The 16,892-nt window shown below is 46.0% G+C and carries 20 protein-coding genes and 2 pseudogenes; 12 read left to right on the forward strand and 10 right to left on the reverse strand.

The features are described 5' to 3' along the window. Positions 1-64: 64 nt before the first annotated feature. From FP815_10950 to FP815_10995, 10 genes and pseudogenes are all read left to right on the forward strand, one after another. Positions 65-437, forward strand: a pseudogene (locus tag FP815_10950) (helix-turn-helix transcriptional regulator). 92 nt (positions 438-529) lie between these two features. Beyond that, complete coding sequence (locus FP815_10955) at positions 530-928, forward strand: nuclear transport factor 2 family protein (protein MBA3015453.1); 399 nt, start codon at positions 530-532, stop codon at positions 926-928. Between the two features lie 72 nt (positions 929-1,000). Then, on the forward strand, positions 1,001-1,729 hold the full coding sequence (locus FP815_10960) for a class I SAM-dependent methyltransferase (protein ID MBA3015454.1): 729 nt from the start codon (positions 1,001-1,003) through the stop codon (positions 1,727-1,729). Positions 1,730-1,993: 264 nt separating this feature from the next. Next, positions 1,994-2,614, forward strand: a complete 621-nt coding sequence (locus tag FP815_10965; protein MBA3015455.1) for a hypothetical protein — start codon at positions 1,994-1,996, stop codon at positions 2,612-2,614. 239 nt (positions 2,615-2,853) lie between these two features. Continuing rightward, entirely contained in the window at positions 2,854-3,408 is a 555-nt protein-coding gene (locus FP815_10970) for a YbhB/YbcL family Raf kinase inhibitor-like protein (protein MBA3015456.1), read from the forward strand. A gap of 105 nt (positions 3,409-3,513) precedes the next feature. Beyond that, the gene (locus FP815_10975) at positions 3,514-3,786 is read left to right on the forward strand and encodes a hypothetical protein (protein MBA3015457.1); all 273 of its coding nucleotides are present in this window, start codon (positions 3,514-3,516) and stop codon (positions 3,784-3,786) included. 431 nt (positions 3,787-4,217) lie between these two features. After that, positions 4,218-4,997, forward strand: coding sequence for a PhzF family phenazine biosynthesis protein (locus FP815_10980; GenBank protein MBA3015458.1), 780 nt, complete (start codon positions 4,218-4,220; stop codon positions 4,995-4,997). 136 nt (positions 4,998-5,133) lie between these two features. Next, positions 5,134-5,910: a methyltransferase domain-containing protein gene (locus FP815_10985; protein ID MBA3015459.1), complete on the forward strand. Its 777-nt coding sequence runs from the start codon at positions 5,134-5,136 to the stop codon at positions 5,908-5,910. 165 nt (positions 5,911-6,075) lie between these two features. Beyond that, complete coding sequence (locus tag FP815_10990; protein MBA3015460.1) at positions 6,076-6,756, forward strand: DUF2461 domain-containing protein; 681 nt, start codon at positions 6,076-6,078, stop codon at positions 6,754-6,756. An 80-nt stretch (positions 6,757-6,836) separates the two neighbouring features. Continuing rightward, a complete protein-coding gene (locus FP815_10995) occupies positions 6,837-7,076 on the forward strand; it encodes a hypothetical protein (GenBank protein ID MBA3015461.1) in 240 nt (79 codons plus the stop codon). Here FP815_10995 and FP815_11000 read toward each other — a convergent pair. Beyond that, positions 7,053-7,154, reverse strand: a pseudogene (locus FP815_11000) (recombinase family protein). The gene FP815_10995 and the pseudogene FP815_11000 overlap by 24 nt on opposite strands. Before the next feature lie 224 nt (positions 7,155-7,378). Here FP815_11000 and FP815_11005 point away from each other — a divergent pair. Next, positions 7,379-7,501, forward strand: coding sequence for a DUF4113 domain-containing protein (locus FP815_11005; GenBank protein MBA3015462.1), 123 nt, complete (start codon positions 7,379-7,381; stop codon positions 7,499-7,501). A gap of 28 nt (positions 7,502-7,529) precedes the next feature. Here FP815_11005 and FP815_11010 read toward each other — a convergent pair whose 3' ends face one another. The 9 genes from FP815_11010 to FP815_11050 form a co-directional block, all read right to left on the reverse strand. Further along, positions 7,530-7,865: a cupin domain-containing protein gene (locus FP815_11010; GenBank protein MBA3015463.1), complete on the reverse strand. Its 336-nt coding sequence runs from the start codon at positions 7,863-7,865 to the stop codon at positions 7,530-7,532. Between the two features lie 21 nt (positions 7,866-7,886). Continuing rightward, positions 7,887-8,321, reverse strand: coding sequence for a CGGC domain-containing protein (locus FP815_11015; GenBank protein MBA3015464.1), 435 nt, complete (start codon positions 8,319-8,321; stop codon positions 7,887-7,889). Positions 8,322-8,364: 43 nt separating this feature from the next. Continuing rightward, entirely contained in the window at positions 8,365-9,270 is a 906-nt protein-coding gene (locus FP815_11020) for a hypothetical protein (protein ID MBA3015465.1), read from the reverse strand. Positions 9,271-9,555: 285 nt separating this feature from the next. Further along, entirely contained in the window at positions 9,556-11,748 is a 2,193-nt protein-coding gene (locus FP815_11025) for a stem cell self-renewal protein Piwi domain-containing protein (GenBank protein MBA3015466.1), read from the reverse strand. Between the two features lie 34 nt (positions 11,749-11,782). After that, positions 11,783-11,965: a hypothetical protein gene (locus tag FP815_11030; protein ID MBA3015467.1), complete on the reverse strand. Its 183-nt coding sequence runs from the start codon at positions 11,963-11,965 to the stop codon at positions 11,783-11,785. A 226-nt stretch (positions 11,966-12,191) separates the two neighbouring features. Further along, positions 12,192-13,343, reverse strand: a complete 1,152-nt coding sequence (locus FP815_11035; protein MBA3015468.1) for a class I SAM-dependent methyltransferase — start codon at positions 13,341-13,343, stop codon at positions 12,192-12,194. Between the two features lie 115 nt (positions 13,344-13,458). Next, positions 13,459-13,785, reverse strand: coding sequence for a DUF3795 domain-containing protein (locus FP815_11040; protein MBA3015469.1), 327 nt, complete (start codon positions 13,783-13,785; stop codon positions 13,459-13,461). Then, complete coding sequence (locus FP815_11045) at positions 13,785-14,075, reverse strand: mitomycin resistance protein (protein MBA3015470.1); 291 nt, start codon at positions 14,073-14,075, stop codon at positions 13,785-13,787. Before FP815_11045 ends, FP815_11040 begins: the two co-directional genes overlap by 1 nt. A gap of 30 nt (positions 14,076-14,105) precedes the next feature. Then, positions 14,106-14,726 (reverse strand): transglutaminase family protein, encoded by a 621-nt coding sequence (locus tag FP815_11050; GenBank protein ID MBA3015471.1) that lies wholly within the window; start codon positions 14,724-14,726, stop codon positions 14,106-14,108. 1,312 nt (positions 14,727-16,038) lie between these two features. Between FP815_11050 and ltrA the strand changes: the two genes are divergently transcribed. Beyond that, the coding region (gene ltrA, locus FP815_11055) for a group II intron reverse transcriptase/maturase (GenBank protein MBA3015472.1) at positions 16,039-16,892 on the forward strand (854 nt) is incomplete at its 3' end.

The raw sequence follows: 16,892 nt of genomic DNA on the forward strand, positions 1-16,892 counted from the left end.
GCATTCAGAACAATATAAAATATATCGTATCTTTCTGTAAGATGGCACTTTTGGGTAACTAAATATGGTAAAAGTAACTGTATGCACTGAAGATGATGCCAAGGCATGTCCAATAAGGAATGTACTTGATCGTGTTGGTGACAAATGGAGTTTGCTTGTATTGCTCACTCTTGAAACTGATACCAAACGTTTCATGGAAATTAAACGTTCGATAGGTGACATCTCGCAGAGGATGCTGACCCAAACTCTGAGGAGTTTAGAGGCGAGATGGTTATATAACCCGAAAAGTATATTCACAGATTCCTCCGAAAGTTGAATATCAACAGACAGATATGGGACGATCTTTTTTGCTTAGGTTGCTCCCACTTATTGAGTGGGCCAATGAGTGCCACGATCAGACTGTTGCTTCACGGCAGATTTTCAGTGATTCTGAATAATGTAAGAGACTTTCACGAAAGGGGTAGGAGGGGATTTTCTAGAGCACCTCATCCATACCAGTCATGTATAAAAAACGAAAAAGTGGGGAAGTATGAAGGCGATTGAGAAAGAAATATGGGATACGATTCAAGCAATGAATCAATGTTGGACAAGTGGCGATAGGACCCGGTTAGACAAATTAAACGATTATTTTCATAGTACTATGGTGGCAATTACTGCGACTGATCAAAAGCGATTAGAAGGAAAATCAGCCTGCCTCGGAGCATGGAAATCATTCGCGCAAAATGCCTTAATAAAATTTTGGAAGGAAAGTGAGCCGCTAATTCAAACATATGGGAATGCCGCTGTAGTAACATATTATTTTGACATGACTTTTGAAATGGGAGGGCAAACGATAACCATGGGTGGTCGAGATATGCTTACTCTCATCAAAGAAGATGGCAAATGGTGGATAGTAGCCGATCAATTCTCTTCTTATCCACAGAGATAACGGAAACTCGATTATTACGAGTCACTTACCAAGAGGTGGTGCAATGCGAGGGGTCTCCAGACAAGAAAAAATATGAAAAAAGATGCCACATTCAAATGGGACAATAAGGAATTTGTCGATTTCTATCGAAATTCAGCAAATATCATAATGCTTGAGAGGCAAAGATTAATCAGGGTTCTTCTTGAAATCGTCACCTTTCATTTTCCAAACCTATCCGGCTTAAATATCCTTGATTTAGGGTGTGGAGACGGAGTTATCACAAAATATATCTATGACAAATCACCTGATAATAATTTCTATCTCATTGATGCATCTGAAGAAATGTTAACTAAGGCGAAAGAAAATCTAGGCAACGATAATATATTCTACCGCCATATCACATTTGAAGATTATTGCGAAATACAATCTGAAGATTGCAAATATGATTTAGTCATATCAGCAAATGCCATTCACCACCTTGATCTGATCCAAAAGGCAGCATTGTTTTCAAAAATTTATAAAGAATTAAAATTTGGTGGTCTATTTTTAAATATTGACCCTGTTCATCCATCTTCTGCATATAGCGAAAACATTCAATTTGAAATCTGGCGCAACTGGATGAATGAAACATTAGAAAACAATGGTCACCATGAAGACATCGGGAAATATGATAATCTTCCTTCTGTGTACAAGAACAATCTGGAAAACAAACCAAGCAATCTATGGGATCAAATGCAACTCTTAAACAACTATGGGTTCAGAGATGTCGATTGTTTTTACAAATATAGTATCTTCGCCATATTCGGCGGCACTAAGAATTAATATTTTTCCAGGAAGCTACAATGGGAATATGGGCATTGAAGTATAAGCTCCAAAGAAGATCGATCAGTAGAAATGGAACTTATTTGCACCGAGATGACCAGGTGAATCCGGACTGTTTTTACCAAAAAGGTCGCCCATGTCGCTTCAGTGGATAGCAGTTATTTCTGTGCAAAATGTGGAGAAAAAAGCTACAGAAAAACGGGCCAAATCAATTCCAGACTGAGTATTAACTAATTAAATTTACAAACAATAAGAGCAAACATTATGGGAAAAATCGATTACAAAAAAGAACTCAAACATCTTTACAAACCTCTTTCCAAAAAGGTTGAAATAGTAGATGTCCCTCAACTGAACTTTCTCATGATTGACGGCTTGGGAGACCCTATCAATTCACAATCTTTCCAAGACGCGGTGGAGGCTTTATTCAGTTTGTCGTACACCATAAAATTTATAATAAAAAAAGGGGATATTGGCGTCGACTATGGGGTGTTACCACTCGAAGGATTGTGGTGGGCTGATGACATGACCGTATTCACTTCGGGGAAAAAAGATCAGTGGAAAAGGACGTTAATGATCATGCAGCCTGAACTGGTTACCGAGAAAATTATTGCTGAATCAATCGAACAGCTTAAAAAGAAAAAAAATCCGGTGGCATTATCGAAAATCAGATTTGAAGCATTGTGCGAGGGGAAATGTGCTCAAATTATGCACATTGGGCCATTTTCAGAGGAAGGCCCTACTGTCGAAAAAGTTCATAACTTCATTGAGGATAGCGGTTTCATCCGGTCGGGAAAGCATCATGAAATTTACTTAAGCGATATCCGTAAAGCCGCCCCTGAGAAATGGAAAACCATCATTCGGCAACCGATAAGAATAAAGGGGTAGCAATCCGGATTCGGGGCACAACTTAGCATTTACTCCGCCTGATCTAATAAACAGAAAGGAACTTAAGTTTTTGAAATAAAGACATGACGTCATCCGTAAATATTTGTTTAAAATTAACAAGATAACACGTGATCAACTTGATTGCGATATGCTCACCATTTTTTTGGTATCGTCCTTGACGAGATTCACATCAATATGGGTAGCCCCCTCTTTTCAACTTTAAAAAAAAGGAACTTACTATGCTTCGCACACGAATCTCTTTGGTTATCGGATTTTGCATGGCCTCAACAGTAGTCCACGCAGGAGATTTTACACTCACAAGCCCAACAATCAAACCTGGTGCGGTTCTTACGGATGAACAGGTATTTAATGGATTCGGTTGTTCTGGGAAAAACCAGTCGCCTGCGCTGAAATGGACGGCCGGTCCCAAGGAAACAAAGAGCTATGCTCTTTCTGTGTATGATCCAGATGCGCCTACAGGGTCAGGGTGGTGGCATTGGGTCGTCTATAATATCCCCGCTAATGTTACCGAATTGGCTGCAGGCGCTGGCGAGCCAACTGGTAAACTGTTGCCGCCGGGCACCATTCAAGGGCGGACAGATTATGGCAGCCATGCGTTTGGCGGAGCCTGCCCGCCACAGGGAGATAAGCCGCACCGCTATATTTTCACGGTACATTCGCTCAAGATTGAAAAAATCGATGTTCCTGCAGATTCGAGCGCCGCACTCATCGGCTTTATGGTAAATGCGAACTCTCTTGGCAAGGCAAGTTTCACCGCCACCTATGGTCGCTAGCCGATCATTCAAGCGATCTTCAAGACGCTGAGCTCTTGCATCAAGGCAGAATTCAAACGATAATGCCGTACGGGAAATTCACAAAAAACAACAAAGGGGAGAACGATGCCAGACTTACTGCAACTCGATAAAACATATCATTTTATCATGGAAACCTTTGTCGCAACTGGTCATGCGCCTCACTACACTGATATCGCCAAAGAATTTGGCCTGAATCCAGAGGGCGGCAAAAAAGTATTACGCGAACTCATGGGAACAGGCATGGCTATGTGGTTATATCCCGGCACTGACTTAATAGCATCATTTGCTCCTTTTAATAACATTCCCACCCATTACCGCCTGACTGTTGACGGGCAACAAAAATGGTTTGCCCAGTGAGGCTTTGAAGCCCTGGCGGTCTGCTGGGTTTTTTCAGGAAAGACGGTCCAGATAGATGCTCCATGTCTGGATTGTGGAGAATTAATTCAAATCACAATACGAGATGGTGTCATCGAAAACCAAAACTCAAAAGAAATTTGTGGCTATGTTGACCTTCCTGTCAAGAAATGGGCTGCAAATTGGCCATATACGTGAAACCGCATCCATCTTTTCCGGTCGGAAAAGCATGTTAAAAATTGGTCGGCTTTTCAGCAAGGAACCGAGGCAGGCATTTTGCCTCTCGCGGACATCTTGGCAATCATGAGTACTCCTCGTCACAGTGCAAAGTTGAATGGCAAATACATCTCTTCTGCTCCTGACTATGCATCGGCATTTTTTCAAAGGCTAAAAGAGGTGACAGCAAATTCCCCATTTTGGAATCCGAGGGAACATTGAAACTTGCGCAATATCAGGTTGATGCCTTTACAGATAAGGTCTTTGGTGGCAATCCTGCCGCCGTAATTCCGTTGTCATCGTGGCCGGACGATTGGCTTCTCCAAGCGATTGCCGAGGAAAACAATCTCTCCGAGACGGCATTCTTCGTTTCTTCAGAAAAAGGCTTCCACCTGAGGTGGTTCACCCCGATCAAGGAGGTTGACCTGTGCGGCCACGCAACACTGGCAACAGCGCATGTGCTTTTTGAACATCTTGGCTACTCAAAACAGGTCATAACCTTTGAAACACGGAGCGGTGAACTGTTCGTGGAAAAAATGGGGAAGCAATTGGCAATGAACTTTCCTGCATGTCCGCCAACTCCATGTGCGATCCCCGAATACTTGAGGAGAGGGTTGGGGCAACACCCAATCGAGGTATTGGCTGCTGACGATTACCTGGCCGTGTTCGATAGTGAGACAACCGTTCGTGCCATCATGCCCGATCACACTTTGCTAAGCCAACTTGAATTACGTGGTGTCATAGTCACCGCGCCCGGAACGGATGTTGACTTTGTCAGCCGTTTTTTTGCCCCGAAATTTGGTATCCCCGAAGACCAGGTCACAGGCTCCGCACATTGCGAGCTTGCTCCCTACTGGGCCAAAAAGCTCGGCAAAAATATACTGAACGCGAAGCAGGTTTCTCGGCGTGGCGGCGACATCACCTGTGAAGTAAAAACTGACCGTGTGGTTATCTCGGGGTGTGCGATCACATTCATGGTGGCAGAAATTGTCTTCTAACCCCCGTTCACATTCAACTTACTACCTTCACCGTTGTATTACCTTGCAGTTAAAGCGGGTAGGCTTATCGCGTCGGGGCTTGACTCCACCTCCTCCAAGCCCCTCCCTCTCACCCTGAACATTCTGCAGGAAGATCATGGCACACGAATTCGATGGCAAGAAATATGAAAAGTCCTCCGCTCATCAAAAGGAATGGGGCGCAAAGCTCATCAGGGAACTCGGGCTGAAGGGAACTGAGCGTGTGCTTGATCTTGGGTGTGGAGACGGCACTCTCACTGTTCAGTTGGCGGAACTTCTTCCGGAAGGGGAGGTCATTGGCATAGATGCCTCGCAGGGGATGATAGACACCGCTTTCCCGAAAGCCACAAGGAACGTGCGATTCCTCTTGAAGGACATCAACACTCTCGCTTTCAACAAGGAGTTTGACGTCGTTATTTCGAACGCGACGCTCCATTGGGTAAAGGACCACAGTCGTTTACTTAAGAACGTCCATCATGCCCTTCGTCCGGGGGGATATCTTCGCTTCAACTTCGCGGGTGACGGCAACTGTTCACATTTCTTCAAAGTCATTCGGGAGGCCATGGTGCTGGATGCCTTCGCCGCTCACTTCTCTCAATTTGAATGGCCGTGGTATATGCCCGCTGTTGACGACTATCTGTCCCTGGTTGAAAAAATGGGGCTGCACAATGCACGAGTTTGGGGGGAGAATGCTGACCGATATTTTCCCGACGAGGAGACGATGATTGGGTGGATTGATCAGCCAAGCCTTGTTCCTTTCCTTGCCCATATCCCCGCCCAGGATAAGGATGCATTCCACACTTTCGTTGTGCAAAGGATGAGAGAAGAGACGAGACAGGACGACGGCAGGTGTTTCGAGACCTTTCGTCGTATCAACGTGTCAGCAATGAAGTAAAATCTTTAGGAAACAGGGGGGGCCAGAGAGAGAATGAGGACTCCGGCGACCTCCGTGCCATAGTTGTTGGGTACGAACGGTTCCCCAAATGATGGGCGGTTGCCAACCAATTCTCACTTAATCCAGAAAATGCCTGATTTGCATAATCAGTATCAGGGTGTCAAAATGATTGAAAAATTTGATGGCTTTTCATCCGAGACTTTTCATTTTCTAGAAAATCTTCGGGATAACAATCACAAACAATGGTTTGATCTTCATAAGTCGGATTATCAAGACCATGTCTTGAAACCATTGCAGGCGTTGGTTGGGGAACTAGGCCAGTTCATGTTGAGTATTGATTCTGATTTTGAAGTGACCCCGGCGCTGAACAGGACAATTTCAAGAATTTATCGAGATACTCGGTTCTCCAAGGATAAATCTCCCTACAAGACAAGCCATTGGATTACTTTCAAACGTCCGAAAAAAGAGTGGAAGGATTACCCCGCGTATTTTTTTGAGATTTCGCCAAGTTCTTATCGTTACGGAATGGGGTTTTATAGCGCCAGTCGCCAAACTATGGACAATTTCCGCAAAAGTATTGATTTACATCCAGGGGCATTCTTCTCAGCAATATCTTTCTACGCAAAGCAGAGAATTTTCGTAATTGAAGGTGATGAATACAAGCGCCCATTGAAAACAGACACCCCTATGGAATTACAGGAGTGGTACAACAGAAAAAATCTTTACCTTGTCAGCAATCAACAAAAAAAAGGGACCGGCATCGACAAGACATTGATCTCGAATTTAATGCATGGTTTCGAAATCGTAGAGCCTTTCTATCATTACCTTTGCCGGGTGGCTGTCTGAAAAATTTTGGAGCACTGCCGGAAGCAGGAAACGGCTGCTCAGTGAGACATTGGTTGGCTTTAACCCCTCATGACATGTCGATGATTAAACTTCGCAGTCTTGTCATTGATGACATGGACGCCATAAAACGATGGCCTCCTTACCCGCCAGAATTTGGAGATTTGGATTACGCCTTGAGAGCCAATGGCTGGCTCACCGAATATTGGAATAAACCGGATACATGGGGTAACCCCAACATTCGCACCAAAAGTGCAAATTTACCTCTTTTTAATATTACAACTACTTGTTATTACATGTTATTTATTCTTGGCAACCAATAGTTTTTCCCCGTCGGCTCGTAAGCTGCCATCGGGGGCCACATGGCGGTAAAGCGTTTGCTGGCTGATCCCCAATTCTTGGGGTTACCCCAAGTGCCGATACCCCTCATATGGTAAAAGCTGCTCTCCAATGCCTTGAGTGTATTTTTAAGCCCAGCTACCAATACAAAAAGCAGGTGTTATGTTGACTGAGATCTTGCCCGTTCATCATCAGCAGATGAATTTGTTTAATTCTTTTGAAACAGAGAATCCTGAGCTAATGCGGGCATTCGACCGGATTTAACCAGAAATGGGGTAAGCAAACGATACAAGTAGCGACAGCAGGACTCACCAAGACATGGAAGACGGTACAATCCCTGAAATCACCAGATTATACGACGAGTTGGGTGGAATTGCCAGTGGGCCAGTGCTTCCTATTGAAATCATGACTAGATGGTCAGTTATGTAATCTTAATTTCACTTTTTCTTGTATCTGTCTTTCTGGTTAAACAGTGTAATATCTTTGTAACCCGCTTTTATCTTAGCGCTGTGCGTTGTGGTGGCAGGAATGAAATACGTATCACCTTTTTTGAAATTCCTGGTTTGTCCATCAATTGTGAGTTCAATTTCCCCTGATAGCACTGCTCCCCACTGAGCTTCATGGGAATGCTCTGGGATTTCAATGTCATATTCAAATTCCATGAATAATATTTGTTGATCAGATCCCTGCAAGATATGTGAAGAAAGGCCATTGATTGGAATGTCGGCCGGGGGTAGTTTTGAAATTATTTCTGGAAAGAATTCTTTATCCATTTTTTCCGCTATTTATCATTATTAATCTCGATCCAGAATAACATCGACCATCGATTTATTATCCTGGCAAAACAGCTTCTTAACTCTCTTGCGATACTCATCTGGCGTTACATGTTCTTCATGGGTACCGATGACTATTTTAATGCCGGGGAACGTTTCTTCTAGGGCTTTTTTGTATTTTTTCTTGAATGGACACAAAGCTTTCATGCAGTATGTAAAATGAATTGTGTCAACCCTGAACTCAGTTAATGATTTTACCCTTGTCAGAAGTTTATCTGAGCCTGTCAGAGTGGGGCAACCCGGACAGTTTATAATGCCAACCAATGTAAGTTTTTCATTTTCTGGGTATTCTGCAAATGTGCCTCTGCGTTTCCTGAAATCAGCAAGACAACTGACTGAAGAGCACCCCAAATCCTGTGTTGCGTTTGAGCATGTAAGTATGCCAATTCTGGCCATAACGACTTTCCTTATGTCTTTTCGCACCACATATCAATAAAGCTTAGTCGCGCCTATTTTGGGCGTCACCTGGAGCTCCTTGTTGGGCCTCATACATTGTTGATGGAGCGCTAATTACGACACACCCATTTATACCATCAATTTTTAGGACACCCTCTTTGAACTTTGCATGTTCTTGCGTCGCGCGCGTGCAGTCCCAAAGGAAGCTGACGATCCGCACATCCTTGTGTTTAGCATCGGCACGATATAGGGATGCATCCTCGGCGATTTCACCGATGAGAGACTGAAAGGACTTTTTTGCATCCTTTCTGTACTTAACTTCGATAATCGTATGCAGGGACGGCAAATATAGATCTACACGCGGCGTCTTCTGTCCGACAGGTTGCAGATACACTTCGTCCGCAATGTCGTTAAAGACCGGAGCAAGCAGCACATAAAGAAGGTTCTGCACGTGGTATTCGTTTTCCACGCGCCACTTGACGGGTTCGGCACCCTTCGTACGCCCTGAGGCTTCCCACGTCCAACGTTTGAGGCCAACGGGAATATGCTCCAAGAACCCGAGAAGATCGTCGAGGCTCCAACCCTTCGGCGGCACGATCGCGACATCCTGATTGACCTGATCAAAGACATAGACCATTACACTCAACAGAGCCACCGAAGCATCTCCTCGTACCTGGTCTCGGAATTCATGCATGAAGCGGCTGATCAGGAATATCCGATACTGATGGTCGTCGATCCGCCGTATCTTTCGGTAGTGAAGAAAGAGCGGGACGCAGGCGCTCGCATAGACAGCAGACTCAGCGCCACTGATATAAACCGCAACATCCTTCTCGAAGAGATTGAGGTGGTTGCCGCTGATCTGCAAAGCCAGAAATCCCGAAATCCAGTGCTCAAATTCTCGAGAGATGCAGTCGTCATTCATCTGCTCGATCAGCCACTTTACGGCCATCACGCCGAACATGTCGGATACCCAGGGGCGGGGTGTAGAGTCGATTTTGGCGGCCTGCCCGAGAAGGCGGGAGACCTCCCGCCTGGAGACGGTTTCTTCCAGAATACCCAAACCAGAAATCGCGCAGCGCTGGTACAAGGCAAGCGTTAAAAACTCGAAAGTAGGAATACCCTCTTTCGACAATCCCAGAAAATACAGAAAGGAGTATTTGAAGGGATCGGTGTGCACACTCTCGACCACCATGTGATACATGGTGGTCGCGCAACTGGTACGCGTTCTCCTTCTCTATAGAAACCATTGGGATTGGCCTATCTTCCCGATCATGACCGAGTCGTTCCAGCCGGGAAGCTGGTTCAACCATCCGAGATTCCTGGCGATCAGATCGGAGTAACTGATCGTGACCGGCATGGGATTCGGGAAGTAACTACGCCACGAATGGGACGCGAAGTTGTAGATCTGTGCACTTAGATACTTGATATCCTTGAAGGTCGAGTCCTTATGGACATCCAGGATCACGCTGCGAGGATGCCCGTCAGAATCCTGCCGCAACTCGCGCTGGCCGATCAGGTAGACAAGCATTTCATGTTTGGAGAGCTTAAATGTCTTTCCGCGAAGCGGCGCCAATCGTCCTTTTTGTACCCCGGCAGTCGCTGAGTCGAACATATGCAGCCCGTGATCTTCCGAGATCTTCAGAAATGCATACTCGACCTGATATCCTCGGTATTTGTCGACGACGGCACGGACGGCCTCGATCTCCTCTTTGTTGAACTTCTTCACCTGCGCATGAAAGATCAGGCGGATCGTGTCGCCTTTCTGCCAGTTCATACGTTTCTGAATCTTCTCGATCGTCTCCCCGAGAACCGCCGTCAATGCCTCGCAATAGGCTTCCGGAACGACCGCCTTCGACGTATTCGAGACAATGTAGCTGCCATCCCCGGAGAATATGGTAGTAATACCCATGATGCGCTGATTGTCGGCGCCGCGCCCCTGTCCGATATTCGCGCTACCGATGCCGATCACCAGTTCATGAGAAAGAGTCGGCGAAGATTTGAGTAGCCAGGGCACACCGCCCATTTTCGCGTAGCAGGCCAGCGCCATATTGTTGAGGGAGTAGCCAAGTGAGTAGTCTGATTGACTTAGTAACTCGATCGTGAAGTCCTGAACGGGGACTTGATGCAGGAAGAACAGGCTCTTTCCGAGATAGTAGGGATTATCTGTGACCTTTAGCTTCTTGAAGGACTGCCGAACCTGAACGAGCGCCAAATCCCAACGGCCTCCATCGTCCACCTTCTTTCGGAGCGCCGTTTCGATGGCGCTCTTGTATGCCTCCACGCTGTCCGCCGTCGTCGTAAAAACCTCGATGCGGCTGGTTCCAAGAGAGAACTTGCCCTCAATGCCACTCCTGAAATACTTGCTTGAGGAAATCCCTTTCAGGAACTTGCGAACGAACTGCTCCACCCGCCCCTTGTCGTGCTGGGCGCAGATTACGCAGATTGAAGGATCGTTCCGGTCAAACGTGCGCTTTGTATAAGGGCCGTACTGAGTCAGGCCCTTTTCAACCCAATCGGCCTCGCCGTTGTCATTGAATACGAAAACCGGCTTCTGCATTTGCTCACACTGACGCTGGATGTCCTGCGCGTCCTCGATCTCGATGCGGGTTCCGTCAATCAACGAGATGGTCTTTGACTGGAAGTATTTCTTTAATGTCTCAATGCGGGCTTTCTTGTTCTCGCCGCCATTGAACGACGATACAGATTGGCGGATACGTTCAACGACTGCGTCTTTCTGCGCGCCGTGCGTATGAAAAATGTAGTCGTCGAAGTTTTCGCGGCTCCCTTCCAGATAGGCGTCCTTGGCGTCGATCTGCTCGCTGTGTCCGTCAGGCCGCGTAACATGCAGCGTTTCGCCCTTGATCGAGCTCACCGAACCCAGAAGCTTTCTGTATCCATCCCCTTTCTCGGTAACGACATAGCGGCCCATGAGATCAAACCCGACGCTAAGGAAGAAAAGGCACGTCTCCTTAGGCACCCTGCGCGTTGTGCAATCAATGATCAGGCACGGTTGCCCCTGAATAAAACGCGTGTCTATGGTGTACTTGGCGCAGACTTGAAAGGGATACGAACCGCCGAGAATCGGGGCAAGAAGATTGTCCTCTGGCTTACTGCTGATCAGTTCGATAGGGTTAAAGCCGAGAGGGGTTCGACCAAGTCCCGAAAGATGTCGCGTCACACCATCCTTAACAAGAAATGAGAAAATGCCGAAATTATCCATGAGAGCAATTATGTGAGCGTCGCCTGATAAAGGGAATATGCCGTCATTTGAAAAGATCAGGATATGCTCACCTTGTCGGCGAAAAGCATGCGTCGATCTGTGTTGCGTCCGAAGGCTGTTCAGCGTGTCCTTATCATAAGGAATCTTGCAGGCTTCAAGCTCCAGGTCCGGTACTTTTAGTGGGAACGCATTTAGTACTATTGGCAATGATTGATCCTCTTACAGACCTCTGCTCTCTGTTTTACTCATTAGGCCCAACGACAGCCATCACAGGTTTACCTTGTAGGTCTTTGGCCAAGGTTCGGGCCTTTTTACATTCCTCCGTGACGATGGTTTCATTGGATGGCTTAACCGTAAGGTAGGCATCCAATTCATGAATGAAAAAATCAGGGAGATACTTCTTCCCGTTTGTGAGCTCAATCACCCGTTTTTCGTATTCAAAGTTCAACCCAAGACAAGATAAGAAAATCGCGCTTCCGTCCTTGATCGATAGCGTGTGCCATCCCACTCAGTTTCAATTGCTTCTACTTCCCTTGTCATAGATTCGTCCGATTTGATTTGATAGGACAAAACGCCAAGGGTAACTTGATCGCACCACTGAGGACCCAACAAAAAACGGGCAGCTTCACGCGGTCAAGTTGACTCTTTCGTTATGTGTTCCCTTTTCTAAATCCTTGAATCAGGTACTCAGGGTATTTAGTTGAAAAAGGCATTTGGTATTGACTTAAAAAAATATCTGTAAATACCGGAAGGTCACGATATATTTCTTTGTACCCAAATTTTGCAAATAAAGAGCCATATTCAGTCGAAGTACGATTGTAGAATGGTATCACTACTCCTTTTTTTAGTTCCATGTATCTCGTCTTTTCATCCCGTAAGCCGGTGAAAGTTGAACCATTTAAGTTATTTTCAACAAATTCTGGATTGAAAACAGCATAGACAATAAGAGCATTTGGCTTTGCGAGTGATACAATGGTTTTTATAGTTGATTCGATGTCTCGAATGAACTGAAAGACCATTATGGAAGTTATCAGGTTGTACTGGCCTTTCTGTGCCGCAACAATGTTTGAGTTTGTTATGGTTACTTCTTGTGGAGTGTTAATTTGTGCCTTTTCGATAAGTTCTTCCGATTCATCATACCCTGTTACGCAATAACCCATTTGGTGCAATTTTTGGCAAAATAGGCCGCCACCACACCCAAAATCTAAAGCGTTTCCATTTATTAACGTGTCGCTCTTTTGCTCAATACACTCAATGATTGAGGGCCATGCGATACAGATATTATCTGCGGCACACTCAGGAATTGAGTCTTCCTCCCACTTGCAGCCGAAGATGTCTGCTAATTGATTCCACTGGTTCATATTCGTTATGCATTTCACCTCGATATACCACTTTGGCTGCATATTATCGAAGTCTGTTCTGAGGTTTGATGACAGATAACTGGCCGAGTCAAAAACAAAAGATTGGCCATCTACTCTTTTGAAAACAACCCAGTGCCAAAAATTCTTACCATTTTCTTGATGATGCTTAATTGATAGCAGAGCAAGATCAGGCAATGCATCCCATGATGAAAATGGAATTTCATCATGGGAAGTATCGACGTCAAGAGCTTTGAGCATTCGTCTTACATATTGAGTATCAGACCAAAGCGCCTTGTCTGAGGCGCAGATACCCATTCCGTTCGCTATTTTTTTCGTATCCGAGTAGGTTTTACCCAGGATATTCGCTACAGATGCAATTCCGCATCCTGTCGTTTCTTCCTGTACTACTACTGGCTTCACTACTGATGACTCCTCATACATAACGCCAAAGGTGAGCTGACCGGGCCGCCCAAACTTGCCGCATAGCGCCGCCGAGCTTCCCCCGGTCAGCTCGACCTTTTTGTTAGCGCTTTTTTGATATTTAGTATTTTTCCTTTTACCGCAATGCCTCTAAAGCAGTGCCTATTTGAGGTGCCAGTTGAATGAAGTTTTCTAATTTCTCACATTTATACATGCTGCAAGCTGCACAATGTGGAGTGTTCTTTTCAATATTGCATTTTCTGATTTCGCACACATGTTCTGTGAAGAAAAATTTAATCCCATCAGATTTACAGCCCGTACAATTGATTTGTTCCGGTTTAATATCGGCGTTGTGTTGAGCTGACCATTTTGCTGCTACCTCAGCACGTTTTAAATTGTCATTTTCTTGAGTAGCTATAAACCCTTCGCATTTTGAGCAATCCATTCCACAATAGGCTATCATTACTTGCGACTCCTTTCTTGTGATAGTTTTGTCTTCCTTTCAGATGTGTAATACCACCATTTTCTGGAAGGCTCTCCTTCCATAAACCTTACAGCAGAAATGAATATATCAATTACGCAAGGATCGTGTTTTGTACCTGTTGTTTGACATAATTTATCATACATTTTGTACGGGTCTTTACCAATCAACTCAGACGGCGTAAAAATGTTTAACAGAGCAAGATCTCTGGTCATTGCAGGACCAATATTAGGGATTTCATTTATTTCTTTAATATCTGTTCTGACATTCATTTGTATGTCGCCTATTGTATTCCTTGAGCGCTAACCGGCGCGCCGCTTAGGCGCGTCCGTGTTGAACGCGTTAGCTTGTATTACCTCAATGTCTGGCAAATTCTCAAAGACCTGCTCTACTGTCTTGTTCAAGGTCAACGCCTTTACCACCAGCGGAAGTGGCTCCGCCCAAATTTCTGGGAAATCTCTTTCCGAAGCCGCAATAATTGGGAAGGCAAGCCTTTCTGTCGGCGGGCTAAATTCTGCGGCCACACCCGGCTTGTTACCTCGGGCATCGATACGATACCAACCATGATTCTTGAGGTGTACTGCATTTAAGCCGTGCAGGCTGAACGGAGGGCCTTCGGTTCCAACCGCCAGCCTTTGGTAGCACAGCCCAGCAGGAATGGAATTGGCCCTTAAGAGCGCTGCCAACAAATGGCTCTTGGCGTAACAGTAGCCGGTACCGTGAATTAATACTTCAGAGGCTTTGCAGGTGACTGGGTTTTTCCGATAATCCCAACTGTGCTGGATTGAATCGCGGACGAACTCGAAGCATCGTCTTACCACTGCCTCATCAGAATTGGCGCCGTCAGCAAGCTCTGCTGCTTTTGCCGCCACCAAAGGCTGCTTCCAATCAATGTATTCGCTGCTACCGAGATATTGTTCCATACGTGTCGTCACCACAGGGGTTGATATACAAGCTAACGCCAAGGGTAACCTGCCGCCGCCACTGAACTCGATTCAGAGAACGCTGCTCCCGGCGGTCAGGTTGACCCAATTGTGTACGCCCGGCACGGGCGTGAACTTATGGGGTGAAAGTCCCCTGTATGGTGAATCCGTTACTGTCGTGATGACAGGAACATAAATACTAGCCGAAGGCAAGGGCGTTCCCGCGAGGGTGGGTCCGAAGGAAGCCGGAGTGCAAAGCTGTGAGCCGACGAACAGAAAGGACATACAAGGCCGAGTCTCTGGGCAAGTTAGCACAACATAACAAAGCCCCGGATTCAGGAGATACGGTAAATGTCGCGGTTGCATAGTCACAGTTCACGTTCTTATCCGGGGAGATCTGCTCCACATTGCGTTTCGTCAAGAAAAGCGCGGCTGCCGGTAACGGTAGTCGTGATGGGGCAGAAGTCAGCATAAGCCATAGTAGACAAGGAAGCCACCATTCATGGCGGTGTGGTGATTGGGAACAAGCCCGACAAAGATAGCCGGGAAGACTTACCCTGTCGAAGGGCCGAACTTAAAGAGAGGGATGTCATCCCCTATGAGCTCTGCATCGCGTTGAACCCGACCGGGTGAGCGAAATCGCAGGCGCGTCATAGGATTCAGCTCCCCAAGATAATCACAGTTACTGCCATCTTTTCAAAGAACTGGGATTGGAAATGACCAGCTACGGCTCGTCGCTCTTTAGGAACCGCCTGGTGCGGACCCGCATGCCAGGTGGTGGTGTGCCATGAGAGCAAGAAGTTTTGCTCGCAACTGTAGGAAAGATGGAGGAAGGCCCTCTGGTGACGACTTCCAGAAGTAGTTGTCAAACCACCGTGAGCTGCGTTGATAAAGAGTCAAGGTGGTGAGCGTCACGGAAAAGGCAGGACAAGATCTTGTCAGGTATGAGATATGGAGATGAGCGCAAGCGAACCGCTGATGACGTGTCGAAAGCATGTATGGTGACATCAAAAATGGGGTTGCACCACTGTCCCATGATGAGTCCAAGGGGAATCTGGTTACTGCTTGGATGGTGTCCGGCATAAAGGTGGCATGAACGTATCTTAGGCTTTCTTATGGAACATGGGAACCTGTCGTTCCGATGCTAAGGGAGAAATTCAAGTGGAAGCACCACAAGGACCAGAGTACCGATGCGGAGCACAGGGGCGGAGCAACTCGTAGTAGTGATGAAGGTTCTGTAATGGGGCTGGAGCGAAGGGGTTGCGTCGTTCAACTTTTAACATAAGAACAACCCGAACAGGGAAGGATTCTGTTGGAAAAAGTAAAGTCGTTTATTATCTCAAAGCGTCAAGTTTGGGAAGCGTACAAGTGCGTAAAAGCAAACCGTGGTAGTGCTGGAATAGATAATCAGTCCATAGTTGATTTTGAAGGGGATATTGCCAATAACCTTTACAGAATATGGAACCGGATGTCTTCCGGCAGTTATTTTCCTCCACCAGTTAAGCGTGTAGAGATACCAAAAGGGGATGGCCGAATGAGACCCCTAGGCATACCAACTGTGGCAGATCGTGTTGCCCAGATGGTTGTGAAACAGTATCTTGAACCGCTGCTGGAGCCGTATTTTCATCCAGATTCGTATGGTTATCGACCAAACAAATCAGCCCTGGATGCAGTGGGGGAAGCACGCAAAAGATGCTGGCGATATAACTGGGTGCTAGATCTCGACGTCAAAGGATTTTTCGACAATATTAGTCATGAACTTTTGATGAGAGCAGTAGTAAAGCACACAGATTGTCGCTGGGTACTTTTGTATGTTGAGCGGTGGCTTAAGGCTCCGATCGCAATGCTTGATGGATCACTTGTTTATCCTGAAAAAGGAACTCCGCAAGGAGGAGTGGTTAGTCCATTGTTGGCAAATTTATTTTTGCATTATGTCTTCGATCATTGGATGCAACGAAACTATTCGCATGTGCCTTTTGAGCGTTATGCCGACGATGCTGTTTGCCACTGCAGAACTGAATCACAAGCCAAGCAGTTGAAAGCTGATTTGGAGTTAAGGTTTGGTGAATGTGGGTTGGAGCTACACCCTGAAAAGACAAAAATAGTTTATTGCAAAGATGAGGATCGCAAAGGAGACTATCCTGTTATGCAGTTTGATTTTCTGGG

Source organism: Desulfobulbaceae bacterium (assembly GCA_013792005.1).
Taxonomy (GTDB): Bacteria; Desulfobacterota; Desulfobulbia; order Desulfobulbales; family VMSU01; genus VMSU01.

What these genes read in the sequence shown, in the direction of transcription:
- FP815_10955 (MBA3015453.1), top strand. Translation starts at nt 530, where the DNA reads ATGAAGGCGATTGAGAAAGAAATATGGGATACGATTCAAGCAATGAAT.
- FP815_10960 (MBA3015454.1), top strand. Translation starts at nt 1,001, where the DNA reads ATGAAAAAAGATGCCACATTCAAATGGGACAATAAGGAATTTGTCGAT.
- FP815_10965 (MBA3015455.1), top strand. Translation starts at nt 1,994, where the DNA reads ATGGGAAAAATCGATTACAAAAAAGAACTCAAACATCTTTACAAACCT.
- FP815_10970 (MBA3015456.1), top strand. Translation starts at nt 2,854, where the DNA reads ATGCTTCGCACACGAATCTCTTTGGTTATCGGATTTTGCATGGCCTCA.
- FP815_10975 (MBA3015457.1), top strand. Translation starts at nt 3,514, where the DNA reads ATGCCAGACTTACTGCAACTCGATAAAACATATCATTTTATCATGGAA.
- FP815_10985 (MBA3015459.1), top strand. Translation starts at nt 5,134, where the DNA reads ATGGCACACGAATTCGATGGCAAGAAATATGAAAAGTCCTCCGCTCAT.
- FP815_10990 (MBA3015460.1), top strand. Translation starts at nt 6,076, where the DNA reads ATGATTGAAAAATTTGATGGCTTTTCATCCGAGACTTTTCATTTTCTA.
- FP815_10995 (MBA3015461.1), top strand. Translation starts at nt 6,837, where the DNA reads ATGATTAAACTTCGCAGTCTTGTCATTGATGACATGGACGCCATAAAA.
- FP815_11010 (MBA3015463.1), bottom strand. Translation starts at nt 7,865, where the DNA reads ATGGATAAAGAATTCTTTCCAGAAATAATTTCAAAACTACCCCCGGCC.
- FP815_11015 (MBA3015464.1), bottom strand. Translation starts at nt 8,321, where the DNA reads ATGGCCAGAATTGGCATACTTACATGCTCAAACGCAACACAGGATTTG.
- FP815_11020 (MBA3015465.1), bottom strand. Translation starts at nt 9,270, where the DNA reads ATGGCCGTAAAGTGGCTGATCGAGCAGATGAATGACGACTGCATCTCT.
- FP815_11035 (MBA3015468.1), bottom strand. Translation starts at nt 13,343, where the DNA reads ATGTATGAGGAGTCATCAGTAGTGAAGCCAGTAGTAGTACAGGAAGAA.
- FP815_11040 (MBA3015469.1), bottom strand. Translation starts at nt 13,785, where the DNA reads ATGATAGCCTATTGTGGAATGGATTGCTCAAAATGCGAAGGGTTTATA.
- FP815_11045 (MBA3015470.1), bottom strand. Translation starts at nt 14,075, where the DNA reads ATGAATGTCAGAACAGATATTAAAGAAATAAATGAAATCCCTAATATT.
- FP815_11050 (MBA3015471.1), bottom strand. Translation starts at nt 14,726, where the DNA reads ATGGAACAATATCTCGGTAGCAGCGAATACATTGATTGGAAGCAGCCT.